Source organism: Streptococcus sp. DTU_2020_1001019_1_SI_AUS_MUR_006 (genome assembly GCF_032340315.1).
In the GTDB taxonomy this organism is placed as follows: Bacteria; Bacillota; Bacilli; order Lactobacillales; family Streptococcaceae; genus Streptococcus.
The window spans coordinates 474239-498843 of sequence record NZ_CP135436.1 but is presented as its reverse complement, the minus strand read 5'-3'; the positions used below and the strand labels follow the sequence as shown (position 1 = coordinate 498843).

The 24605-nt window shown below is 40.0% G+C and carries 20 protein-coding genes; 2 read left to right on the top strand and 18 right to left on the bottom strand.

The features are described from left to right. Window positions 1-38 precede the first annotated feature (38 nt). The 10 genes from RRU92_RS02495 to RRU92_RS02450 form a co-directional block, all read right to left on the bottom strand. A complete protein-coding gene (locus tag RRU92_RS02495; protein WP_075232297.1) occupies window positions 39-1247 on the bottom strand; it encodes a glycosyltransferase family 8 protein in 1209 nt (402 codons plus the stop codon). Between the two features lie 105 nt (window positions 1248-1352). Beyond that, window positions 1353-1532 carry a glycosyltransferase gene (locus RRU92_RS10330; protein WP_371607937.1) on the bottom strand — a complete coding sequence of 60 codons (180 nt, stop codon included), beginning with the start codon at window positions 1530-1532 and terminating at the stop codon, window positions 1353-1355. A gap of 602 nt (window positions 1533-2134) precedes the next feature. Beyond that, the gene (locus tag RRU92_RS02485; RefSeq protein ID WP_075232296.1) at window positions 2135-3172 is read right to left on the bottom strand and encodes an aldose epimerase family protein; all 1038 of its coding nucleotides are present in this window, start codon (window positions 3170-3172) and stop codon (window positions 2135-2137) included. A gap of 146 nt (window positions 3173-3318) precedes the next feature. After that, complete coding sequence (gene lacD / locus RRU92_RS02480) at window positions 3319-4314, bottom strand: tagatose-bisphosphate aldolase (RefSeq protein ID WP_315640273.1); 996 nt, start codon at window positions 4312-4314, stop codon at window positions 3319-3321. Between the two features lie 10 nt (window positions 4315-4324). Next, on the bottom strand, window positions 4325-5491 hold the full coding sequence (locus RRU92_RS02475; RefSeq protein ID WP_315640272.1) for an SIS domain-containing protein: 1167 nt from the start codon (window positions 5489-5491) through the stop codon (window positions 4325-4327). A gap of 118 nt (window positions 5492-5609) precedes the next feature. Continuing rightward, window positions 5610-6014 (bottom strand): PTS sugar transporter subunit IIA, encoded by a 405-nt coding sequence (locus RRU92_RS02470; protein WP_075229687.1) that lies wholly within the window; start codon window positions 6012-6014, stop codon window positions 5610-5612. A gap of 3 nt (window positions 6015-6017) precedes the next feature. Continuing rightward, a complete protein-coding gene (locus RRU92_RS02465) occupies window positions 6018-6839 on the bottom strand; it encodes a PTS system mannose/fructose/sorbose family transporter subunit IID (RefSeq protein ID WP_049509363.1) in 822 nt (273 codons plus the stop codon). After that, entirely contained in the window at window positions 6826-7731 is a 906-nt protein-coding gene (locus tag RRU92_RS02460; RefSeq protein WP_000616985.1) for a PTS mannose/fructose/sorbose/N-acetylgalactosamine transporter subunit IIC, read from the bottom strand. The genes RRU92_RS02465 and RRU92_RS02460 overlap by 14 nt, the downstream gene beginning before the upstream one ends. 26 nt (window positions 7732-7757) lie before the next feature. Next, entirely contained in the window at window positions 7758-8234 is a 477-nt protein-coding gene (locus RRU92_RS02455) for a PTS system mannose/fructose/N-acetylgalactosamine-transporter subunit IIB (protein WP_000156977.1), read from the bottom strand. Continuing rightward, the gene (locus RRU92_RS02450) at window positions 8231-10018 is read right to left on the bottom strand and encodes a beta-galactosidase (RefSeq protein ID WP_315640266.1); all 1788 of its coding nucleotides are present in this window, start codon (window positions 10016-10018) and stop codon (window positions 8231-8233) included. Before RRU92_RS02450 ends, RRU92_RS02455 begins: the two co-directional genes overlap by 4 nt. Window positions 10019-10345: 327 nt before the next feature. Between RRU92_RS02450 and RRU92_RS02445 the strand changes: the two genes are divergently transcribed. Then, a complete protein-coding gene (locus tag RRU92_RS02445) occupies window positions 10346-11062 on the top strand; it encodes a GntR family transcriptional regulator (protein WP_315640264.1) in 717 nt (238 codons plus the stop codon). A gap of 271 nt (window positions 11063-11333) precedes the next feature. Then, window positions 11334-15716 carry a G5 domain-containing protein gene (locus tag RRU92_RS02440; RefSeq protein WP_315640263.1) on the top strand — a complete coding sequence of 1461 codons (4383 nt, stop codon included), beginning with the start codon at window positions 11334-11336 and terminating at the stop codon, window positions 15714-15716. Between the two features lie 97 nt (window positions 15717-15813). On the opposite strand, the gene purB is transcribed toward RRU92_RS02440, so the two are convergent. From purB to purH, 8 genes are all read right to left on the bottom strand, one after another. Continuing rightward, window positions 15814-17112 (bottom strand): adenylosuccinate lyase, encoded by a 1299-nt coding sequence (purB, locus tag RRU92_RS02435; protein ID WP_315640262.1) that lies wholly within the window; start codon window positions 17110-17112, stop codon window positions 15814-15816. Between the two features lie 24 nt (window positions 17113-17136). Next, window positions 17137-17685, bottom strand: a complete 549-nt coding sequence (locus tag RRU92_RS02430; RefSeq protein ID WP_315640261.1) for a hypothetical protein — start codon at window positions 17683-17685, stop codon at window positions 17137-17139. Window positions 17686-17771: 86 nt separating this feature from the next. Next, complete coding sequence (locus RRU92_RS02425; protein WP_315640260.1) at window positions 17772-18593, bottom strand: hypothetical protein; 822 nt, start codon at window positions 18591-18593, stop codon at window positions 17772-17774. Between the two features lie 142 nt (window positions 18594-18735). Continuing rightward, a complete protein-coding gene (locus RRU92_RS02420) occupies window positions 18736-19905 on the bottom strand; it encodes a hypothetical protein (protein WP_315640259.1) in 1170 nt (389 codons plus the stop codon). An 8-nt stretch (window positions 19906-19913) separates the two neighbouring features. Then, window positions 19914-21005, bottom strand: coding sequence for a 5-(carboxyamino)imidazole ribonucleotide synthase (purK, locus tag RRU92_RS02415; RefSeq protein WP_315640258.1), 1092 nt, complete (start codon window positions 21003-21005; stop codon window positions 19914-19916). Beyond that, a complete protein-coding gene (gene purE / locus RRU92_RS02410; RefSeq protein ID WP_315640257.1) occupies window positions 20992-21483 on the bottom strand; it encodes a 5-(carboxyamino)imidazole ribonucleotide mutase in 492 nt (163 codons plus the stop codon). Before purE ends, purK begins: the two co-directional genes overlap by 14 nt. Before the next feature lie 188 nt (window positions 21484-21671). After that, on the bottom strand, window positions 21672-22934 hold the full coding sequence (purD, locus tag RRU92_RS02405) for a phosphoribosylamine--glycine ligase (RefSeq protein WP_315640256.1): 1263 nt from the start codon (window positions 22932-22934) through the stop codon (window positions 21672-21674). Window positions 22935-23055: 121 nt separating this feature from the next. Further along, window positions 23056-24603, bottom strand: coding sequence for a bifunctional phosphoribosylaminoimidazolecarboxamide formyltransferase/IMP cyclohydrolase (gene purH, locus RRU92_RS02400; RefSeq protein WP_315640255.1), 1548 nt, complete (start codon window positions 24601-24603; stop codon window positions 23056-23058). Between the last annotated feature and the right edge of the window lie 2 nt (window positions 24604-24605).

Here is a 24605-nt window from a genome sequence, read left to right as displayed (position 1 = left end):
TGAACTAGCGAATGATTAGATTATCTACTAAAACTTTCTCATTTATCTAACGAATTGAGGTAAGCTTTAATCGCCACTACCATCGCTTCAGGAGTTTGTGAAGAAAAAATCTGACTTCCTCCTGTTGGGTCCTTACTGGTATTATCAAAAGCAAAGATCGGTTTCCCTAATTTATGAATCTCCTGAGTGATATTCATAATTTCGTTAAAATGATTGATATCCAAATAAAAATCGATTTTGCTAAGAACATTTTCAAAATTATAAGGATTGAACTGTGGATAAATGGACACATTTAAATATCGTTGTAAATCGACCACTTGGGAGGCAAAAGTTGTATGAGCCAAAATATGAAAATGAACCTCAGGTAGTGCTTTTATCAAAAACTCCAAGTGCTCCATCTCGCAAGCATTTGTAAAGATTGCAGTATGATATTTTTCTTTTTCTGTAAGCTCATCTAAACCATGTTTGATAATCTCTTTCCGTAAGATAATATCTGACCAATCTAAAGCATAGAAGAACCACCACTTATCTCCCAAGCGATTATTATATACAGCTGACCATGGTTTTTCGTCTGTATAATGAATAACAGAAACCTCTGATTCATATTGATTCGCTTTTACATACCATTCATCTTTTTGAAAACGTGTCGCAATAGTATCCATTCCAACCATAAAATTGTAATTGACGTCTAGCTCTTTCCATTGCCCTACAAAAAATCGGTTTAAAATTCCTTGATCACCAAACTCAACTTCATGGTACTGATCTGCTAATTCAAACAATTTTGTTGAAATCGCATGCTCTCTCCAATGGGCATTATTTATCAATAAAACGCCTGAATTGAAATTTGTTTGCTGCAATTCATCTCTAACTGCTGCGACTGGGCCATCACCTAGATCTATTGCAAAAAGGGGTGTTAAATCTCCATTGACAATAATATCCGAATCAAGATATAAAACCTTATCTTCCTTCAGTATGTCTGGAATAAAAAAGCGAAAATAAGCTGCGTATGATAAATGCGCCGTTGGTAAACGATATTTTCGGAGATGATTATTAGAAATCTTTACATTTACAATTTCTGAATGAATAGCTTTCAATCGCTGATTCATAATACGAAACCATTCCGAAGGTAGATCGTCATTAAAAACATAAAATTTTATATTATCGTTATAAGCACAAACAGACTTGATAGTAGTTTCCACCTTATCCATATATCCATTATCTGCTCCAAGTACGATTGCTTTCTTCATTTTTCAATCCCTTTTATCTAACGTTTATTTTCTTTTTCTATTAACTAATAAAATCTGTCGAATTTCATCTACCATTTTTGAGGTTCTTCATGGGCGATTACTTTATCAAAGAGTTCTGCTTGATGGGCTACAATATCTAAGGGCAGCACAGTTTTTCCCTAGATCTTGATAGGTTTGATTGAGAATACTATCTAGACATTGTCGTAAGTAGTTTTCAACGTTGTAAACTGATACAATTATACTAATTTTTCTGTCATTTTTATATTTCTCTTTATACTTTTCCAAAGTTATGAAAAACGGTTCTTCAGTAGGATTCCCAATTCACTACTAGCTTTCTATAGTTTGCGGAAAAATTCTCTGATGAAAGCTGAGATATCTTTACTCATGATTTTATCCAGCCTCTCAGTAGTCAACTCCTCTGACCGGTTCCACCAATATCCTTGATTTGACCATCGGGTAAAAGTTGAAAAAAGCGCTGATGTTGCTTATTTTTATGTGAAAATATACAGAATTTTCCAGATACTGATACCATTGCTAATCTTCCCCTTATAACTTTGACCAAGAACACGAGTCTCTATAGAGAGTTTTCCCAAAAAAATCTTTATGAAAATCTAGTATTTTTTAGTCAAAAGTCTAGATTTATTCCATTTTAATTATACATTATTTTTAGCAAAAGAGCTATCATATAAATATATCTATTAGATATTATTGACACATTCAACTATCAATATAAGTCAATCATCTTTATTCAGTAAGAATATTTGATATATAGAATTATCTTCTAAACTTGAGATTATTTCCTTATTTTTCAAGAATCAAAAAACCTAGATTCTAACAGCTAGTAAATAACTAACGGTTAAAGTATAGGTTTACTCAGAAAACAATCATTATTTCACAACAAGCTCATAACGAGTTTTGCTGGTGAATGTTTCACCTGCTTTGAGGATGACTTGGTCTTTAAGGTCGCTATGAATAGCATCTGGTAAAGCTTGCGCTTCAAGAGCAATCCCATTGTGCTGAATCATTGACTGACCAGCGATGATGACACTCTCATCCACAAAGTTTGCTGTGTAGACCACAAAGCAAGGAGCCTCTGTCTTGAAGAGCAGGAAGCGACCTGAACCTTGGTCATAGAGGAAACCAGCATTGTCATGTCCTGCAGGAAGAGCAAATGGATGGTCCAAACCAGATACGAGTTTGATTTGTTCATCTTCGTCTGCAAAAATATCCTTAAGCAAAGCTCCATTGTAGATATGCTTGACCACATCACGATTAGCATCCGGTGTTTTAGCTGGCACGCCGTCTGGAGCGATTGGATAGATGCCTTCAGTGTTCAATTGGAAGACATGGCGGTCAACAGTCTGAGTGAAATCGCCTGACAGGTTAAAATAGCTATGGTTGGTTGGATTGACCAAGGTATCCTGGTCTGTCGTCACCTTGTAGCTAACTTCGTAGGCACCACTTTCTTCCAAGTTGTAGCTAATCCAGATCTTAAGATTTCCAGGGAAACCTCCAGTCCCATCTGTTCTTTCTGTGTAAAGAGTCAAACCATGGTCACTCACTTCGACTAGCTCAAACAAGTTAGAATCCCAACCAGTTGAGCCACTGTGGTTACAGTTGCTAGCATTGTTGACTTCAAGATCATAGGTCTTACCATTGAGTTCAAATGTTGCTCCTGCAATACGACCTGCCACTGGACCTACACTTGCTCCATGTTTAGGGCTATTTCCCACATAGCTTTCAAAATCGTCAAAACCTAGGATAACATTGGCAAAATTGCCAGTCTTATCTGGAGTTACATAGCGTAAAATTGTTGCTCCATAAGTCATGATTTCCAGTTGGTATCCTGCCTCCGTTTCAAAACGGTAAGCGAGGACATCCTTGCCATCAACTTTCCCAAATACACGTTCTGTGTATGCTTTCATCCTTCTCTCCTTTTTCTAATTCAATTAAGTAAACAAACCATAGAAAGCGCATTCACTTTCTATGGTTTCATTTTATGATTTACAGACACCTTTGTCAAGAAACCATAGATATTTTATTAACAAAAGTCGTTTCTTCTATTTCTGATCTATGCTTCTACACGTTCAGTCCATGAAGTAGCTGTTGTTTGAAGTACTTTATTGAGTTCATCAATGTTTTCAAATCCAGTTGTACAAAGCCATTCGCGAGCTGCTGCTTCTCCATCTTTGATGTAAGCTTCAACAGATCCAGCCCATGTTGCACGTCCACAAAGAACGCCGTTGAAGTTTGCGCCTGATTCGTGGGCAAAGACAAGTGTTTCTTGGAAGAGCTTAGCTGATACACCTGCACTCAAGTAGATGTATGGAAGGTTAGTAGCTTCGTCTTGAGCTTTGAAGAAAGCAGCTGATTCTTCACGTGTATGAACGATTTCACCATCGCCAAATCCTTCAACGTATTTCACGTTAACTGGAACTTCCACTTTCAAGACATCAATGTTGAAACGTGGGTCTGAGAAGACCTTCATAGCACCGATAACTTTGTGTGGTTTTACTTTAGCGTATTCTGCAGAACCTGCGTCAGCAATCTTTTCATCGTAAGCCAAAATTTCAAGGAAGAATGGAATGTCTTCAGCTACACACTCAGAACCAATACGTTCAATGTAGGCTTGTTTTTGTTGGTTAAGTTCGTCAGAGCTATCTACGTCATAGTAAAGCAAGAACTTAACAGCATCTGCACCTTGTTCCTTGATGCGTTTTGCAGACCAAACATCCAAGCAGTCTGGCAAACGTTTTGTGCTTGTTGTGTCGTATCCAGTTTTTTCATAAGCAAGGAGAAGACCAGCTTTTGGATCAAGAGCTTTTGTAGCTGGAAGTCCATACTCAGGGTCAAGAAGCATTGATGAAGCGTATTTTGTCAATTCATCCGCAACTAACACTTTAAGTTCTTCCATTTGAGCTACTGTTGGCTCTTCTGTTTGGTATTGAGCCATGAGGCGTTTCAAAGCACCACGTTGGTCAAAAGCAAGAGCTGAGATGATACCATTCTCGTCTGAGAGTTTTTGCATGCAAGCAAGTTTATTTGGGCTTAATGTTAATTTACTCATAAATAACTCCTTATTTTTCAAACTCGTGAATAATAACACCTTGAACGACACGGTTTACAGTACCAGTAGGTGATGGCGTATCTGGTCTATTACCAACTTTAAGCGAAGTTAAGAGCGAGAACAGTTGACCATAAACGATGTAAGGGAAGACACGGTAAACATCATTCAGAACCCCACCGCATCCAAGTGCTACTTCCTTCACATTTTCAAGTCCAAAGGCTTGATCACTCAAAAGCACTACGCGACGAGCGATTTGATCCCCTGCAACTTCACGTACCAAGTCCAAATCATACTTGCGAGTGTAGTCTGTGGTTGAACCAAATACCAAAACAACTGTATTTTCATTGATCAAAGATTTTGGACCATGACGGAAGCCAACTGGGCTTTCATACATAGTCGCTACTTGACCAGCAGTCAATTCCAAAATTTTAAGCTGAGCTTCATGAGACAGACCAAAGAATGGACCTGCACCTAGATAAATCACTCGGTTAAAGTCTAGGTCAACCAACTCTTTGACATCTGCCACATTGTCAAGAACTTTGCGAGCTAAACTAGATAGCACTTCAAAACGTTCAGCTTTAACAGCAAAGTCTGTTGGATCAAATACCAAAAGTGCTGTCAACATCATTGAAGTGAAGCTTGAAGTCATAGCAAAGCCAGCATCATTAGACGCAGCTGGTTGTAGCAACAAGAGGTTGCGGTCATCACCATGCGCTTGGAGAGCCAATTTCCCTTCAGCCGCACATGTGATAGTTACTTGATAAAGTTCATCAACCAAAGCCTTGGCCAAGTCAACTGTTGCCACACTCTCAGGTGAGTTCCCGCTACGCGCGAATGATACCAAAACAGTCGCCACATCTTTTTTCAAATAAGTTTGTGGGTTTGCTACGATATCAGTTGTCGCAATAGCATTAAAATTCCATTTACGTTCATCATAAACTTCCTTGAAGTAAGGAACGAGAGTATCACCTACATAAGCAGAAGTTCCAGCACCAGTCAGGATAACCTTGATGTAGTCATGTTTGTCAGCAATTCCTTGTAAAAAGGCTGCAATTTCATCTCGTCGTGCTTGATAAGCTTCAAAAGCTTCTTTCCAAACGTCTGGTTGTTGGTAAATTTCGCGAGTTGTGATTTCTGCCCCCAACTCAAGCAATTCTTCTTTTGTATAATCTAGCATTGAGTCCCTCTAATCTATTATTATATTGTTTTTTATTTAAAATATGGGAATGGGAGTAAGCCCCATTCCCATTTATATTCTATGAAATATGTTCTAACAGTATTTCTGTTATTACACCTTATTCGTCTTCATCGTCATCGAAGCCAGCCAATAGATCATTAACTTTGACAATGCTCTCTGAAGCACGATTTTTATAATCTGCATCAGCGCCAGTTAGGCTTGCATTGATAAATTCAATCACCATTGGAAGATTCATTCCTGCATAAAGTTCGATGTCACGACCTTCCATAATCAAGCGGCTCACCACGTTACATGGTGTTCCACCAAGGAGGTCAGCAAAGACTAGGAAATCATCCAAACCTTCGACAGCAGCTTCAAATTTCGCAGTGAAATCTTCTGGTCCATCTTCTGGAAGAAGAGCTACCGCATGAATGTTATCCTGTGGACCCATAATCATTTCTGTGCTACCTTTTAGTTCTTCACAAAAACGTCCATGGCTCACTAAAATCAATGATTTACTCATAAATTATGCGCCCATTCCAAGTACAAATTTACCGATGAATGAAAGTCCAACTGCAAGAGCAATGATGATACCGATTGCTTTAGTTGAGTTCATACCTTTCTTACCAAGCAACCAGAAGATGAATGCTGTGAAGATTGCTGGAAGCAAGCGTGGGAAGATTGAGTTCAAGATATCTTGGAAGTCAATCATTTTCTCACCGATTGGCAATTTGTATGAAATTTCAAAGTTGATCATTGTTGCTACAAGAGCACCCATCATGAACACACCAAGTACAGATGCAGCTTCAATCAAAGCTGTCAAAGTGCTTTGCATGTTGTTGATAAGGTTAACCCCTTCTTTGTATGCAAATTCCAATTGTTTCCAACGGAAGATGTCATACGCTACTGCAACTGCGATCCAAAGGAAGATACCCCAAGGTTGACCAGCGATAGCCATTGTTGCAGCGATAGATCCCATGATAGCAGGTACAAGTGAACCAAAGATTGTATCTCCAAGAGGAGCGAATGGTCCCATCAAACCTGTCTTGATACCGTTAACCGCATCTTTTGAGCCAACGCCATCTTTTTCTTCCATAGCAAGGTCAAAACCAGCGATGATTGTGTGGAAGAATGGTGAAGTGTTGAAGAATTGAGTATGAACTTTCATCATTTCTTTCAACTCAGGAGTTCCATCTCCATACATTTTACGCAATTGTGGCAAGATCATGTAAAGGTAACCTGATGCTTGCATACGCTCGTAGTTCCATCCCAATTGGAAAGTGAACAAGCTACGTTTGTTAATTTGATTAAAATCTTCTTTTGTTAATTTGTAATTAGAATTCGTCATCTTCAATTTCCCCACTTTCTGATGGTGTAGAAGGTGCTGCTACAGCAACTTTTTGGCTGTTCTTGAAGTGAACAACTGCAAGGAAGATACCCACGATAGAGATACCGATCATAGACAATCCTTTGAAGTTGTTTGCAAAGCCAATTTTTTCAGCAACGTCAGCAGGAAGAGTGCCAATGATACCAGCAACTGCTCCACCAAGACCTGTTACGTATGAGTAAAGTACAGTCAACATAGCTGTCAAACCGAATCCCATAGCAAGGTAGTGAAGGTTACGTTTAACTGGAAGGTAACGAAGCAAGATAGCGAATCCAAGACCTGGAAGCATACGACCTGCAAGAGTCAAACCGTCTGCAACCCATTGGTATTCTTTAACAAGGTTTACAACACCTTGTACGAATTCTCCACCGAAAGCAAGCGCGAAGAATACTGGAAGGGCACGAGAAGCAGCCCATGGAAGCGCACCAAGAAGGTAGTTACGTTCGATAGCTTTATAGTCAAAGCGTTCGATCGCAGCATCAATACGGTGTGCGAAGAATGTAGTAGTCATACGACCAAGTACGTCGAAGTAAGTCAAAAGTGCCGCTACTGGTACAGCGATTGTAGTGATCGCAAGGTCAGTTTCGATACCTTGTGAAACTGAGAAAGCTGTCGCAAGAACCGCACCAGAAGTTGCGTCGATACGAGAAGCACCACCGAAGGTACCTACCCCAAGGACAAACAACTGCAAGCTACCACCGATAAACAAACCAGTTGTCAAATCTCCCATGATCAAACCAGTAATGAAACCAGCGAATACAGGGGAACCTGCAGAAGAAACGATCGTCAACTCATCACAGATTTGATAAGCTGAGTACAGAGTGAGAAGTAAAATTTGCCACCATTGTATCATAACAATGACCTCCTAAAAATTTTTTCCTATTTTAATAAGCTCAAAAAGTCTGAAACTGGATCATTTGGAACCATTTGAGCAGTAAGTTTAACACCTTTTTCCGCCAATTTGTGGAAATCTTCTACGTCTTTATCTACAACGTTGATTGAACGTGTGATAGAACGTGTTTCTGGTGTTTGAGACATATTACCAACATTGACTGCTTCAAGCGGTACCCCTGCTTCCACTAATCCAAGGAAGCGGTCTGGTTTACGAGCAACGATAAACAAACGTTGGCTATCATATTTTCCAGCAAGGATATTGGCTGCAGCTTTTTCAACTGGCAAAATACTAAGTTTTACACCTGGTGGTGTTGCAAGTTTCAAGCCGCTCTTTTCAACATCGTTGTTAACAACTTCATTGTCAACGACCATGATACGTGAAACATTCAGTTTAGCAGACCAAAGGTTTGCTACTTGTCCGTGGATCAAACGTCCATCAATACGGCATCCTACAATTGTCATAAATTTTCCCCCTTTATATGTTTTAGTGTAGGTTTACGAGTTAAGTGTATGTGATCTTTATACTCCCCTTCAGTTTCAAAGATAATAATGCGGTTAGCACCTTCCTTGAGATAGCTGTGCGGAATATAAAGCGATAAGGTTGGACCAACATTCCAGAAACGTCCGAGATGATGGCCATTGACATAGGCAATCCCTTTACCAAACTCAGATAGTTCTAAGTAGGTGTCCTTCGGAGCCTCAACTTCAAAGTCATAGGCGTAAAAGGCAGGTTGTCCTTCTGTCCATCCTTTTGAGAAATCAATCTTTTCAGGATTATCTAATGGAAGCGGATAGTGTTCCCAGTTCAACATGAAGTGTAGATCTTTGCAGACACCTGTACGAATCCCTTTTCGTTGTGTATCTGCTAGGAACTTATGCCCGTAATTGACACGCCCCATATTTTCTACCAGGACATCAAAACGAGAGAGCGCTTTCTTTTCTCCTTGATAGAAGATGTCTTCACCAATTTCTGTCTGGTACTGAGTTGCAACCCATTTACCATCTACAAATAGCTGAGCTCTGTCTCGACCGTCAATGATACGGATGCGTTCTTCTTCTGCATCCCAACTAGCTTCTGTACGATAGAGTAGATAACCGTAGCTCTGTCCCAACTCTTCCATTTTCTTAGGATAGAGACTTTCAGTTGGACTTGTTAGGCTATCCAAGGTTTCAAATAGAGAAACTTTCTCAACCAGTGGAATGTTTTCAACTTCCATACTCTCTTTGTAAAGCGGTTCTAATTGTGGATACTCAGGATAGTAAGTTGCCATCATTTCCTTAACTGCCATGTATTTAGCAGTTGGATTCCCAGCTTCATTAAGGAGAGCGTCATAATCATAAGATGTTACTTGTGGTAAATCAATAGTTCCTCGAGCTGAACAACCATTCATAAAACCAAAGTTGGTTCCACCGTGGAACATGTAAAGGTTGATAGAGCCTTGCTCTAGTACCTCATGTACGGCTTCTGCTAACTCCTCTGGCTCACGCGTGATGACTGGTTCTTTCCATCGGTTAAACCATCCATCCCAGAATTCCATACACATGAGTGGCCATTTCTTGCCATACTCATCAAAGAACTCTTGCATTTGCGAGAAGTTAAAGTTTGCTTTTGAACCAAAGTTCCCTGTCACAAAGAGATCATCTTCAATCAAGGTACCAGCTTTCAGAGTTGCTCGCCATGGACCATCAGATGTAAAGAGCGGACAAGTCACTGAACGTTCTTCCATCAATCGGCGAATCTCACGCAAGTAGGTTTTGTCCTCACCGTATGAACCGTACTCGTTTTCAACCTGCATCATGAGGATGTTACCACCATTATCCAACAATCTTGAAACAAGACGTGGAAGTAAATGATCGTAGTAACGTCCTACCATTTCAACAAAGGCTGGATCAGAAGAACGGATTCGCATGTCTTTATTTAAAAGCCATGCTGGTAAACCACCGAATTCCCACTCTGCACAGATGAAAGGAGATGGTCGTACAATAGCATACAAGCCTAAATCCTGAGCTGTCTGAAGAAATTTGTCAATATTAAGATTGCCTTCAAAATTGAAGTTTCCTTCAGTTGGCTCATGCAAATTCCAAGCGACATATGTTTCAACAGTGTTAAAACCTAAAGCCTTGAGATTGTACAATGAATGATACCAGTCTTCTTCAGGAATTCTAAAATAATGAATGGCACCAGATAAAATTTTGAATGGTTTCCCATCTAGGTAAAAATCATCCTCAATTTTAAACCTTGTCATTTTACCACCCCATACTTTTCCGTTTGCGCTTTCATTTGTTGTTATATTAAATGATAAACTAATGAATCCATCTTGTCAATAGATTTTTCAAAAATTATTTAAAATTTTTCTTTTTTTTACTGAATTGTTTTCTAAAATTCTTGTAAAAAAAAATTTTTTTCTTAAATATTTTCGATCCAGATAGCATAAATATATAAGTTTATAACCGTAAATAATATGTAAGTCAATCACTTAGAATATTATTTTATTTTTTTACATTATTTACTATCATTTTCAAACCATTTATGATAAAATCGAAGATGGAGAAGGAAAAAATGAGGTGAAAATATGGCAATTCCAAAGTATCAATATATCAAAGATGAATTGAAAAACAAAATCATTTCAGGTCAATTTGCAAGTGGCGACAAGTTCTACACTGAAGCAGAATTGATTGCAATGTATGACGTAAGTTCGATCACTGTTGTTCGCGCCTTAAACGACCTTGCTAAAGACGGTTATATTGTCCGCCAACAAGGAAAGGGAACCTTTGTGGCTCGCGCTCGCAAGCACAAACTCGTAGAATTTTCTGATGTAGAAATTTTTGAAACCAAGGACGATAAAGTCACTGTTCTTTCCATTGAACGCGGTAACGATCTTAACTACTTAGAAAAATTAGGATTGCGTGGCGATCAATTTTATTACAAAATCGAACGTGTCCGTGAGTCTAACGGTGTTACTTATATCTACCACACATCTTATATCCCTGAACAATACATCAATGCAAATTATCCAAATCTTGAATACTATAGTTCTATCTATAATCGTTTCAAATTGGACTACCACATTCACATGAATGACGAGCATTTTGAAGAAATCAATGAAATTGTATTTCCAACTCCAGAACATGCTGCTTCTATCCTAGGAGTCGACTCTCAGTTCCCAACTGTTCTCCAAACCAAGACAACTAAACTTGAGTCAACTGGCCAAGTGTTGGAATACATTGAAACTTACAAACGTTCTGATTTCTATAAGATTAAATTTATCTCATGTGATCGCGATCACTAAACATTAAAAAGTCTGAGACAATTGTTTCAGGCTTTTCTGTTTTTCATTATAGCACGCCAGCTTTTAGTAGGAAATATCAAATGGCTTTAAACTATAATTTGGAGAAATTTTACTAAAAACAGAGCAAAAATTGAAAAGCAGTTCAAATTAAATAACTTCTTATATTTTTTATAGGTATTTTATTAAAATACTTGACTTTACTAGATTCAGATAATACAATGGAATCAGTTTGTGAAAACGCTACCAAAACAATAAATTAGGAGGTTATTTAATGAAACCAGAAAATAAACAGCGTTTCTCTATTCGTAAATACGCAATCGGAGCCGCTTCTGTCTTGATCGGCTTTGCCTTTCATGCGCAAGCTGTTGCCGCTGATGGAGTCGTACCTACTACAACAGAGAATCAACCTACTATCCAAGCCGCAGGAGAATCGTCTCCACAGGCCAGCGAAGAAAAACTTGAAACTAGTCCTACACCAGAAGCCGTAGCTCCTGCAGCTCCAGTGACACCTGTAACAAACACTGAAGCACCAAAAGTTGAAGCTACTCCTGCACCTATCGTAGAAAAAACTGTTACAACCGAAGAAACTCCAGCAAAACCAGAAGTAACTGAAGAAGCTAAGCAGCCAGGACCAGAAAAGGCAGAAAACAAAGAAGTTGCTAAAGTTGAAGCTCCTGTAGTCGCTACAGAGAAAGCAGCTCAAGTCAATGAAAAACTAGCTAAAAAGAAAATCGTTTCAATCGATGCAGGGCGAAAATACTTTTCTCCAGATCAACTGAAAGAAATCATCGACAAGGCAAAACACTATGGCTATACTGATCTTCACCTTTTGGTTGGAAATGATGGCTTGCGCTTCATGCTTGACGATATGTCTCTAACTGTTGGTGACAAGACTTATGCTAGCGACGATGTCAAACGCGCTGTTGAAAACGGAACAAATGCCTACTACAACGATCCAAACGGCAATCATCTAACTGAAAGCCAAATGACCGACTTGATTAACTATGCTAAAGATAAAGGTATCGGCCTTATCCCAACAGTTAACAGTCCTGGTCACATGGATGCTATCCTCAATGCCATGAAAGAACTTGGTATTGAAAAACCTAACTTCAACTACTTTGGCAAAGAATCAGCACGTACTGTCGACCTTGACAATGAAAAAGCAGTTGCCTTCACAAAAGCTTTGATTGACAAGTATGCAAGCTACTTTGCTGGTAAATCTGAAATCTTCAACATCGGTTTGGATGAGTACGCTAACGATGCTACTGATGCTAAAGGATGGAGCGTTCTTCAAGCCTATAAATGGTATCCAGAAGATGGATTCCCAGACAAGGGCTATGACAAATTCATCGCCTATGCTAATGACCTAGCTCGTATCGTCAAATCTCACGGTCTAAAACCAATGGCCTTCAACGACGGTATCTACTATAATAGCGATACAAGTTTTGGTACCTTTGACAAGGACATCATCGTCTCTATGTGGACTGGTGGCTGGGGCGGTTACGATGTCGCTTCTTCTAAATTACTAGCTGAAAAAGGACACGAAATCCTTAACACTAATGATGCATGGTACTACGTTCTCGGCCGTAATGCTGACGGACAAGGGTGGTATAACCTAGATCAAGGATTGAACGGTATTAAGAGCACACCGATTACTTCTGTACCAAAAACTGAAGGAGCTGACGTTCCTATTATCGGTGGTATGGTAGCTGCTTGGGCTGATACTCCATCTGCTCGCTACTCTCCATCTCGTCTCTTCAAACTCATGCGTCAATTCGCAAACTCAAATGCTGAATACTTTGCTGCTGATTACGAGTCTGCTGAACAAGCTTTGAAAGAAGTTCCAACAGACCTTACTCGCTACACAGAAGAAAGTATTGCAGCCGTTAAAGAAGCTGAAAAAGCTATCCGTTCTCTCGATAGCAACCTCAGCCGTGCTCAACAAGATACTATTGATCAAGCGATTGCAAAACTCCAAGAAGCTGTTAGCAACTTAACCTTCACACCAGAAGCTCAAAAAGAAGAAGATGCCAAACGTGAAGTTGAAAAACTTGAGAAAAACAAGGTTATCTCTATCGATGCTGGACGTAAATACTTCACACTAGACCAGCTGAAACGTATCGTTGACAAGGCTAGCGAACTTGGTTACTCTGACATCCATCTCCTCCTTGGAAATGATGGACTTCGCTTCCTACTGGATGACATGACTATCACTGCAAACGGCAAGACCTATGCTAGTGACGATGTGAAAAATGCCATCATTGAAGGAACAAAATCTTACTACGACGATCCAAATGGAACAACTCTGAACCAGGCTGAAATCACTGAGCTTATCCAATATGCTAAGGATAGAGGCATTGGAATTATCCCTGCTATCAACAGTCCTGGCCACATGGATGCTATGCTTGTCGCTATGGAAAAATTAGGCATCGCAAACCCTCAAGCTAACTTTGACAAGGTTTCAAAAACAACTATGGACCTTGAAAACGAAGAAGCAATGAACTTTACAAAAGCCCTTATCGGCAAGTACATGGACTTCTTTGCAGGCAAGACTAAGATTTTCAACTATGGTACAGATGAGTATGCTAACGATGCTACCAATGCTCAAGGGTGGTACTACCTCAAGTGGTATGGTCTCTACGGCAAATTTGCTGAATACTCTAATAGCCTAGCTGCCATGGCTAAAGAAAAAGGCTTGCAACCAATGGCCTTTAACGATGGCTTCTACTACGAAGACAAGGATGATGTTGAGTTTGATAAAGACGTTATCATCTCTTACTGGTCTAAAGGCTGGTGGGGTTACAACCTTGCATCTCCTCAATACCTAGCAAGTAAGGGGTACAAATTCCTTAATACTAATGGAGATTGGTACTACATTCTCGGTCAAAAACCAGAAGATGGTGGTGGCTTCCTCAAGAAAGCTATTGAAAATACTGAAAAAACTCCATTTAACCAACTAGCATCAACTAAATACCCTGAAGTTGACCTACCTACTGTTGGTAGTATGTTAGCTATCTGGGCTGATAGACCAAGCGCTGAATACAAGGAAGAAGAAATCTTTGAACTCATGACTGCTTTTGCAGACCACAACAAGGACTACTTCCGTGCTGACTACAAAGCGCTACGCGAAGAACTTGCTCAAATCCCTGAAAACTTAGAAGGATATAGCACAGAAAGCCTCGACGCTCTCAAAGCTGCTAAAGATGCTCTGAACTACAATCTTAACCGTAATAAACAAGCTGAGTTGGATGCCCTCGTAGCTAATCTTAAAGCAGCTAGACTAGGGCTTAAGCCAGCTGCCACTCACTCAGGAAGTCTTGATGAAAGCGAAACTCCTGCTGCTGTTGAAAACCGACCAGAGCTTCTCGTTAAGACAGAAGAAATTCCTTTTGAAATCGTTAAGAAAGACAATCCTAACCTTCCAGCAGGACAAGAAAAAGTCATCACTGTCGGTGTCAAAGGAGAACGTACAAATTACCTTTCTGTCGCGACTGAAAATGGTGAAGCACATGAAACTCTCCTTGATTCTAAGGTAACAGTAGAACCTGTCGCTCAAGTGGTAGAAGTTGGCAACCCTGTCACTCATGTCGGCGACGAAGAAGGAGTTGCTCCTGTGGCAGATGCAAAACCTCGTGTCGTGATTGAGGAGGAAGAAATTCCATTCACTACTATCACTCGCGAAACAGACCAACTGCCTAAAGGACAATCTCGTATCGTGACTGAAGGTGTGAACGGTCGTCGTACACATTTCTATTCTGTGACTACTGCTGCTGATGGTTCTGAAGTTAAGACTTTAGTAAGCAGTGAAGTAAGCCTAGAACCTATCACCCAAGTGGTAGAGGTGGGGAACCCTGTTACTCACCTTGGTGATGAACATAGGCAAGCAACTATCGCTGAAGAAAAACCGAGAGTTGACATCCAAAATGAAGAAATTCCATTCACAACCATCACTCGCGAAACTAATCAATTACCTAAAGGACAATCTCGTATCGTGATCAAAGGTGTAAACGGTCGTCGTAGTCATTTCTATTCTGTAACTACGGCTACAGATGGAACTGAAGTTAAAACTCTAGTAAGCAGTGAAATAAGCCTAGAACCTATCACCCAAGTGGTAGAGGTGGGGAACCCTGTTACTCACCTTGGTGATGAAAAAGGACAAGCTACTATCGCTGAAAACAAACCAAGAGTTGACATCCAAAATGAAGAAATTCCATTTACAACCATCACTCGTGAAACTAATCAGTTACCTAAAGGACAATCTCGTATCGTGACTGAAGGTGTAAACGGTCGTCGTAGTCATTTCTATTCTGTAACTACGGCTGCAGACGGAACTGAAGTTAGAACATTGGTTACAAGTGTCGTAGCGCAAGAACCTGTTACTCAAGTGATTGAAGTGGGGAACCCTGTCACTCATGCTGGTGATGAACATGGACAAGCTGCCATCGCCGAAGAAAAACCAACACTAGAAATCCCAAGCGAGCCAGCTCCAGCAACTGTTCCTGCTAAGGAAAATAAAGCTCTTCCTCAAGGTCCAGCTCCTGTAGCAAAAGAGAAAAAACTACCTGAAACAGGAACTCAAGGTTCAGAATGGTTAATTGCTACTGGTCTTATGTCAGCTCTTACAGCTTACGGACTTAGCAAGAAAAAAGATTAAAGATGAATCTTTTGATATAAGATAAAAAGCGGGACTTAAGTCTCGCTTTTTGCATTAGATATAAAAACTATTTTGCTTGTGGGTCTATTACAAAATATTAGTCACCAAGCCCGAGGCGCTCAAAGATATCATCCACTCGTTTGGTGTAGTAAAGAGGGTTGAAGATTTCATCAATTTCCTCTTGTGTCAAACGTGAAGTCACCTCTGGATCTGCTTCGAGAAGAGGTTTAAAGTCTACTTGATTGTCCCAAGAGTAGGCTGTTTTTGGTTGAACAAGGTCATAAGCTTGCTCACGGGTCATGCCTTTTTCAATCAAGGTCAACATAGCACGTTGGCTAAAGATAAGACCAAAAGTCGAGTTCATGTTGCGGATCATGTTTTCTGGGAAGACCGTCAAGTTCTTGACGATGTTTCCAAAACGGTTAAGCATGTAGTCGATCAGAATGGTCGTATCTGGTGTGATGATGCGCTCAGCTGATGAGTGAGAGATATCACGTTCGTGCCAGAGAGCGACGTTTTCATAGGCTGTAATCATGTGACCACGGATAACACGTGCAAGCCCAGTCATATTCTCAGAACCGATAGGGTTACGTTTGTGAGGCATAGCAGATGAACCTTTTTGCCCTTTGGCAAAGAATTCTTCTACTTCGCGTTGTTCTGATTTTTGCAAACCACGGATTTCCGTTGCCATGCGTTCGATAGAAGTTGCGATGCTAGCAAGAACTGCAAAGTACTCAGCGTGAAGGTCGCGAGGAAGGACCTGTGTAGAGATTTCTTGGGCACGGATACCCAATTTGTCGCATACATATTGCTCAACGAATGGCGGGATATTGGCAAAGTTCCCAACCGCACCAGAAATCTTACCAGCTTCCACACCAGCAGCCGCATGCTCGAAACGCTCGATATTGCGCTTCATTTCGCTGTACCAAGTCGCCAATTTAAGACCAAAAGTTGTCGGCTCAGCGTGCACACCGTGGGTACGACCCATCATGATGGTGAACTTGTGCTCCTTAGCCTTATCAGCGATGATGTTGGCGAAGTTTTCAAGGTCACGACGGATGATGTCGTTGGCCTGCTTGTAAAGGTAACCATAGGCCGTATCCACCACGTCAGTTGATGTCAAGCCGTAATGGACCCACTTGCGCTCTTCGCCAAGCGTTTCAGAAACCGCACGCGTGAAAGCCACCACATCGTGGCGAGTCTCCTGCTCAATTTCCAAAATACGGTCGATGTCAAAGTCCGCTTTTTCGCGAATTAAAGCCACATCTTCCTTAGGGATTTCTCCCAACTCAGCCCATGCCTCGTCAGCCAAGATTTCCACCTCAAGCCAAGCACGGTATTTATTTTCTTCACTCCAAATGTTCGCCATCTCAGGGCGAGAGTAACGGTCGATCATGTTGTTTCTCCTTTAATTCCATCATTAGTAATTTCGGCGTATATATTCAGCTTGTTTAATATCTTCAACTTGTTCACATGCTTTAATGTACATTAACCTCGATTCTTCGCTCAGATACATTATGTTTTCATTAAAATATTCTATAGCATCATTGAATTGATCTAATTTAAATAATACTATTGCATATATTTCATATAACTCTGGTAAAAAAATATTTTGTCCTTCTAATTCAAGTATATTGGACAGTCTTTCTTTTAAAGATTTTAAAGAATCTGCATCATCAAAAGTTGTTTCATCAAAAGTTAGGAAAAAAATATTTCCTTCTACAAATTGACGATAGTTTTTAAACTCTCTGTTCTTATAAATATCTGATAATTTTAAAACTTCTTGGTAAAGACCCAGTTTAATTCTAATAGCTATTTGTTTTGCCAATTCTAGTTCAGTCACGTCTACTTCATGTAAAATATCAATATTTATTAGTTCTTTTATTAAAAGTAATTTGTCTATAGTTTCGTATTCATAATAATACAATATACTTTTTTCAACAATTATTTCCTTCATTTCTTTTGACAATGCAATAATCCGATCTAATGCAAAGAATAAAGTAATAAATAATACTGGTATTTTTAAAACATCAGAACCGATTTCTAAATTCCCAATTAAAGTAAATCCAAAAAATATACTATAAATAAATATTTTTTTAATAATTTCATTTCTTTGCTAGCACTTCCAGTATAGACCCATATAATAAATACTACTAATAAAGTTAGAAGTAAAGAAAAATCTACCCCTAAGGCTGGAAATAATCTAAACAGACAATAACTCATAGTTATGAAAAGAATAATTAAAAATATGATTTTCTTTATACTCTTTTTATTTTTTGTGCGACTCCCCCACCAATTGTAAAGAATTTCTTCAAAATAATTTAAATATTGCACAACAGTATAATATTTACCATTTCCAATAGGATGAAAAATAATTAAAATACCAAATAAAACAATAATTAACGCTGCTTGAAAATAAACTCCAAAGATTAGAGTATAAATTAGAATTATTGAGATTGCAATAAATACTTTCGACTCAAAATTTTGTTTCTTAAACAAGAACATTGTAACCAGTGAAATTATCATTGGAAACAACATCTTAAAAAGCAAAACTAACTCATCAAAAATTATTTCAGAAAATAATTTGAGAGAATCTGCATTCTGAGTTGATGGTACATATTGTAAAAACTCTCTCTTCCCTGAAAATATTGCATCTATTATAAAGTATAGATTAGCAAACTCTACTGCTAGCTGTAAAATAAACGATTTTATCTGCTGATAAACTACAACTAAAAATATACATGCAAATATTAAAAAAAGAATTCCATATAAAATGCTTAAAAAATCTCTTTTTTTCAAATCATTTTTAGATACATAATTAATTGATGGCAACAACAAATTATTTACCAATCTAAAATCTAAAAAATTATTTTCCATTAAAAATCTACTCCCTGTATCTTTTCTTTATAATAGCAATTTTTAATTTTTACACCAACCTCTTTACTAAGGAACATCAAACTATTAGATGAGATGAAATAATAGCCAAATTAGAGAATTTTGTGCTTCAAAATTGATAGACCTATTCTTCATCCTTCTCTTCACTATCAGGTTCATTAAGTGGGCTTGGTAAATCTAAATGCCCAATAGTATCAGATAGCCCTTGAATAGACTTTAATATTCCAGAATCTATTTTAGGTATTTGAATATTATGGAACACTTCCATCATAGATTTGACCGCATTATTAAAAGCAAGATTGTTAGCATAAAACCTATCCATTGCTGGTCTTATTACTTCTGATACTGTTTTAGATAAAGATGATAAGCTAGCCAGAAACTCTTGATCAAAAATATCATTTGTAAGTTTTCTAGTTGCTTCAAAATCCCATTTCTCGAGCATACTATATTCAAGCTCTTCTAATTCTTTAATTACATCTGACAACAACAAATCTATTTTTTTGTAACGCCTATAGGTTAGTGTGTGAAAATGCATAACATCATTTCTGTACTCTCTTATTCTATCGTAGTTATTTTTGAGTACATCAACTTCTTCACTATTAGTGAATGGTATAAAATGTTTTTCCCATATAGTGATTGGAAGCGAATTTCTTATCATTTCTTTCAGAATATATTCATTTTTATTTTGAAAATCTTTAAAATGAATAGTTAAGTCATTAACTGGATTTATATTTATTTCAAATATTAATGCATGGAGTTCAGCTATCTGCAGTCTTTCAATATACTCTATTGTATGAATTTTTGATAAATCTAATTTATCATTAGTCTGTCCCTTGATAATTCTTATGATATCCTCGTCCTCGAGTGGAGACAAAGCTAATACAAAAATTTTCCGTAATAATGATTCATATACTTGAAATTTAGGATAAAGCCTATTCGAAAAATACATAGACAAACTATTAGATAGAATTGAATACTTCAAATGATTTTTTCCTAAAAATTCTCTAAACTTTGAAAGAAACTTATCAAATTTTTTTGCCGACTTCAATTTATAATTACTATATTCATAACTAAGTGAAATTTCGACTATTCCACTTCTACATTGTTGGATATTTATCGTAAATTCGTCATTTTCGTAAGAACACTTATAGTCAATTGAATACTCCTCCACATTCTTATCACCAACTTCACTGTGGTTACTAGAAATAATACTAATTATCTCTGAACTACGAAATAATTCATCAAGTTTGACAATGCTAATATTTTTAGTTAATAATTCCACCTCAAATTTCATATTTATCTCTAAAAATCTATCCCTTCCCCAAACTCAACCACACTATTCGGCATATCACTAAACAAAGTCACATGTCCCATCTTGCGGTTGTGCTTTGCTTCTATTTTACCATACATGTGAAGGTGGGCGCTTGGATTTTCTGTGACATATTTTTCAGCGGCCTCGACATGCTGGCCGAGAACATTGAGCATAACGGCTGGTGCATGCAGTTTGATAGCTGGTAATGCTGCTCCAAGAACACCTAAGATATGCGTATCAAATTGTGAAAAGTCACAGGCTTCAATCGAGTAGTGACCAGAATTGTGTGGACGTGGCGCAATTTCATTGACAATGATGTCATCAGCAGTCGCAAACATTTCCACGCAAAGAGTTCCAGACAAGTTAAGCTGTTCTGCAATTCGTACAGCCATGGCTTTGGCTTTCTCAGCTAGATCATCAGAAATACGAGCTGGCACAATGGTCTTAGATAGGATGTTGTTGCGATGGATATTTTCCTGAACCGGGAAAACTGTCACGTCCTTGCCATTTCCTGACACGATGACAGAAATTTCAAGGTCGAAATTGACAAATTCTTCCAAGACACAGTCTGCTGAATCAGCTAGTGTATAGGCTTCTGCCAAGTCTGATTCTGAACTAATAACCTTTTGTCCATGCCCATCGTAGCCACCGGTCGCCGTCTTGAGGACATAGTTTTTCAACAGGTCAATATCTACCAAATCTTGGCTTGAGGTCACAACCTTGTAAGGAGCAACGGTGACTTTGGCCTTGTTAGAAAGAAAGTCCTTCTCAAAGATACGGTTTTGGGAGATACGAAGTAGGTCAGTCCCTTGAGGGAGTTGTCCCTCCTTGATGACAGCATCCAAACCATCGGCATCGACATTTTCAAACTCATAGGTGAGGACATCGCAACGCTCAGCCAACTGACGCAGAGCATCCACGTCATTATAAGGAGCCACGATGATCTCCGCCACGCGAGAGGCCGGGCAATCCGCCGCAGGATCCAGCGCGATAACCTTATGGCCCATGTAGATAGCAGAAATGGCCATCATTTGACCTAGCTGGCCGCCACCGATAATTCCGATTGTTTTAGATGAGCTCATTCGTCGACTCCTCTGCGATTTTTCCTTGTTCTTCTGCGAAATCTGCCAATGCTGTCGCGATAGACTGATCCTCTACTGAAAGGAGACGGAGGGCAAAGAGAGCCGCATTTGTCGCACCAGCTTCACCAATAGCCATTGTCGCAACAGGTACGCCACCCGGCATCTGGACAATCGAGTAAAGCGAGTCCACGCCACTAAGAGCACGTGATTTAACGGGCACCCCAATGACTGGAAGGGTTGTTTTAGCAGCAACCATACCTGGCAAATGGGCTGCGCCACCTGCACCTGCGATGATGACCTTGATACCACGACTACGCGCTTCTTCGGCATGCTTGAACATGAGGTCAGGTGTGCGGTGGGCAGAGACAACTTTCTTTTCGTAGGCTACACCGAAGCGGTCTAGTACTTCGGCGGCTTTTTGCATGGTTGCCCAGTCGGATTTTGAGCCCATGATGATGGAAATAATTGGTTTAGTCATAATTTTTCCTTTTTCTTCTTTTTTGATAATGGTCTTAGGTGGTGGGGACGGAAGCAAATCTTCGGTTTCATTCCTAAACTTTGAGCCTAGGGTCTCAAAGTTTCCCCCGACCAGAATAAAAATTGTTCTGGTCTTTTCACCACGGCGACCATTATCGTGTTTTGCGACTACGTCGCTTTTTTATACCTTTATCTAATTGCCTTTCTTCCGATATCGGTTCGGTAAAAGAGGCCTTCTGTTTGTTGTTGGGCAAGTTCTTGGTAGATAGTGTCTTGGGCTTCTTTAACGGTATCTGCTGTGGTAACCAGCATATAGACACGTCCGCCGTTTGATAGCAGTGCTCTGCTATTTTCCGCAAACTTAGCCCCTGCATAGTAGGTGATGATGTCGCCTTCTGTATTGGCTGGCAATTCAACACCCTTTTCATATTCTAGCGGGTATCCCTTGGATGCGACAACCACACCCAGAGTCACACCCTTATCCGTCCAAGTGATATTTGGCTCCTTACCATCCAGAATATCCGTGATATTTTGTGCAAAATCAGATGTCAAACGAGGCAGAATAATCTGAGTTTCAGGATCTCCGAAACGAGCGTTGAACTCGATGACCTTAGGTCCATCAGCTGTCAAGATAAGCCCTGCGTAAAGAACTCCCAGATAAGGGCGACCTTCTTTAATCATCCCTTCGAGGACTGGCTTGACAATGGTGTCAACCGCTGTATCAACTACACTCTGTGGCAAGTGTGGAACTGGCGCATAGGCACCCATACCACCCGTGTTAGGCCCTTTGTCTCCATCGTAGGCACGTTTGTGGTCCTGAGCCGTTGGCATAATGGAGAACTTATCACCATTGACAAAGGCAAAGAGTGAAAATTCCTCTCCTTGAAGGAATTCCTCAATAACCACACGCGCACCTGAGTCGCCAAATTTATTGTCCAAAAGCATCTCATGAGCGGCTTCGACGGCTTGCTCAACTGTCTCCGCAACGACGACACCCTTCCCAAGGGCCAAACCATCTGCTTTAACTACGATTGGTGCCCCCTGCTTTTCGATATAGACCTTGGCTTCCTCGAAATCTGAGAATGTGCCATAGGCTGCTGTCGGAACGCCGTATTTGACCATGATTTCCTTGGCAAAATCCTTGGACCACTCCAGCTCAGCTGCCAATCTTGTCGGACCAAAGGCTTTGAGACCAGCCTTATTAAAATCATCCACGATACCAGCCGCAAGGGCGTCATCTGGCCCAATAAATGACCAAGCTATATCGTTGGCTTTTGCAAACTCAATCAATTTAGAATGTTCGGAAATAGAGATATTTACCAATTCCAGACCATCCAGAGTCATACCATCATTCCCAGGAGCTACAAAGACTTTTTCAACGTCTTTTGACTCAAGCAACTTCTTAGCAATGGCATGTTCACGACCACCCGAGCCGACAACTAACAGCTTCATCTTTCAACCTCTTTTTCGAATTATTTACTAATATTATACCATAAACGTTCGTTTTAATCTTGTTTCGTTTCGCTTTTAAAGCAAAAAAAGGAAAGAAACTGTTTTCTTCCCTTTAACGTTCTTAATGTCTAAAATGTCTCACTCCTGTGAAGACCATAGTCAAGCCGTATTTGTCAGCAGCTTCGATGGATTCCTGATCACGGACGGACCCACCTGGCTGGATGATAGCCTTGATACCTGCTTTGGCGATTTCTTCCACATTATCCGCAAATGGGAAGAAGGCATCAGAAGCAAGCACAGCGCCGTCAAGGCGGTCTTTGGCTTGGTCAATGGCAATACGTACGGAAGACACACGGTTAGTTTGACCTGGACCAACACCCAGTGTCATGTGGTCGTTGGTCACGATAATTCCGTTTGATTTGACATACTTGATAGCCTTCCAAGCGAACTCAAGAGCTGTCGTTTCTGTCTCTGTTGGTTGGCGTTTGGTCACCACTTGCCAGTCAGCTGGACTTTCTTTGACAACGTCTTGGTTTTGCACCAGAAGTCCACCGACAACACCTGTATATTCTGCTTCCACTTCGCTAGCCTCTTGAGCATCAAATGGCAAGGCAAGGATACGCAAGTTTTTCTTTTTGTTGGTCAAAATGGCTAGCGCTTCATCGGTATAGCTCGGTGCGATGATAATTTCAAGGAAAACGCCGTGCATCTTCTCAGCTGTCGCAGCATCCACCTCACGGTTGAGAACGACAATCCCACCAAAGATAGACACTGGATCAGACTCATAAGCGTAGTCCCAAGCAGTCTCGATGTCATCAGCCTGACCGATTCCACATGGGTTCATGTGTTTGAGAGCCACAACGGTTGGACGGTCTTTGAAATCACGAATAATACGAATGGCAGCATCCGCATCACGGATATTGTTAAAAGATAATTCCTTCCCGTTGAGCTGTTTGGCTGAAGCAATCGAGTAGTCTGTCGGCAAGGCTTTTTGGTAGAAGTCCGCATCCTGCTGAGGATTTTCCCCGTAACGCATAGCTTGCTTGAGGTCATAAGTCAAGGTCAGTTTTTCAGGCTTGCTTTCGCCGACCCGAGCTGTAAAATACTCTGCTATCAAAGCATCATAAGCCGCTGTGTGACGGAAAACCTTGGCTGCCAAACGTTGGCGAGTTTCATAAGTAGTTTCACCATTTGCTGACAATTCGTCAAGAACCACAGTGTAATCCACTGGGTCTACCACAACTGTTACACTGGCATGGTTTTTGGCTGCTGAACGAAGCATAGATGGCCCACCGATGTCAATATTTTCCACTGCATCAGCGTAAGTCACATCTGGTTTGAGAATCGTTTCCTTGAATGGGTAAAGGTTAACTACAACAAGATCGATAAGCTCGATGTTATTATCCTTAGCTGCTTCCAAGTGACTATCCAAGTCACGACGAGCCAAAAGTCCACCGTGAATATTTGGATGGAGAGTCTTGACACGACCGTCCATCATCTCTGGAAAACCAGTCACATCATCAATGGCAATGGTCTCCACCCCGGCATGGTCAAGAGCAACCTTGGTCCCACCTGTCGAGATAATTTCCCAACCAAGTTTTTTGAGTTCTTGGGCAAATTCAACAATGCCCGCTTTGTCTGAGACGCTGATTAAAGCGCGTTTAGTCATTA

Excerpts from the sequence above, each read along its gene's own strand:
- RRU92_RS02445 (WP_315640264.1), top strand. The coding sequence starts at position 10,346 with ATGGCAATTCCAAAGTATCAATATATCAAAGATGAATTGAAAAACAAA.
- RRU92_RS02425 (WP_315640260.1), bottom strand. The coding sequence starts at position 18,593 with ATGGAAAATAATTTTTTAGATTTTAGATTGGTAAATAATTTGTTGTTG.
- RRU92_RS02485 (WP_075232296.1), bottom strand. The coding sequence starts at position 3,172 with ATGAAAGCATACACAGAACGTGTATTTGGGAAAGTTGATGGCAAGGAT.
- RRU92_RS02455 (WP_000156977.1), bottom strand. The coding sequence starts at position 8,234 with ATGACAATTGTAGGATGCCGTATTGATGGACGTTTGATCCACGGACAA.
- RRU92_RS02440 (WP_315640263.1), top strand. The coding sequence starts at position 11,334 with ATGAAACCAGAAAATAAACAGCGTTTCTCTATTCGTAAATACGCAATC.
- purB (WP_315640262.1), bottom strand. The coding sequence starts at position 17,112 with ATGATCGACCGTTACTCTCGCCCTGAGATGGCGAACATTTGGAGTGAA.
- purE (WP_315640257.1), bottom strand. The coding sequence starts at position 21,483 with ATGACTAAACCAATTATTTCCATCATCATGGGCTCAAAATCCGACTGG.
- RRU92_RS02495 (WP_075232297.1), bottom strand. The coding sequence starts at position 1,247 with ATGAAGAAAGCAATCGTACTTGGAGCAGATAATGGATATATGGATAAG.
- purK (WP_315640258.1), bottom strand. The coding sequence starts at position 21,005 with ATGAGCTCATCTAAAACAATCGGAATTATCGGTGGCGGCCAGCTAGGT.
- RRU92_RS02465 (WP_049509363.1), bottom strand. The coding sequence starts at position 6,839 with ATGACGAATTCTAATTACAAATTAACAAAAGAAGATTTTAATCAAATT.
- RRU92_RS02460 (WP_000616985.1), bottom strand. The coding sequence starts at position 7,731 with ATGATACAATGGTGGCAAATTTTACTTCTCACTCTGTACTCAGCTTAT.
- purH (WP_315640255.1), bottom strand. The coding sequence starts at position 24,603 with ATGACTAAACGCGCTTTAATCAGCGTCTCAGACAAAGCGGGCATTGTT.
- purD (WP_315640256.1), bottom strand. The coding sequence starts at position 22,934 with ATGAAGCTGTTAGTTGTCGGCTCGGGTGGTCGTGAACATGCCATTGCT.
- RRU92_RS02420 (WP_315640259.1), bottom strand. The coding sequence starts at position 19,905 with ATGAAATTTGAGGTGGAATTATTAACTAAAAATATTAGCATTGTCAAA.
- lacD (WP_315640273.1), bottom strand. The coding sequence starts at position 4,314 with ATGAGTAAATTAACATTAAGCCCAAATAAACTTGCTTGCATGCAAAAA.
- RRU92_RS02450 (WP_315640266.1), bottom strand. The coding sequence starts at position 10,018 with ATGACAAGGTTTAAAATTGAGGATGATTTTTACCTAGATGGGAAACCA.
- RRU92_RS02475 (WP_315640272.1), bottom strand. The coding sequence starts at position 5,491 with ATGCTAGATTATACAAAAGAAGAATTGCTTGAGTTGGGGGCAGAAATC.
- RRU92_RS02470 (WP_075229687.1), bottom strand. The coding sequence starts at position 6,014 with ATGAGTAAATCATTGATTTTAGTGAGCCATGGACGTTTTTGTGAAGAA.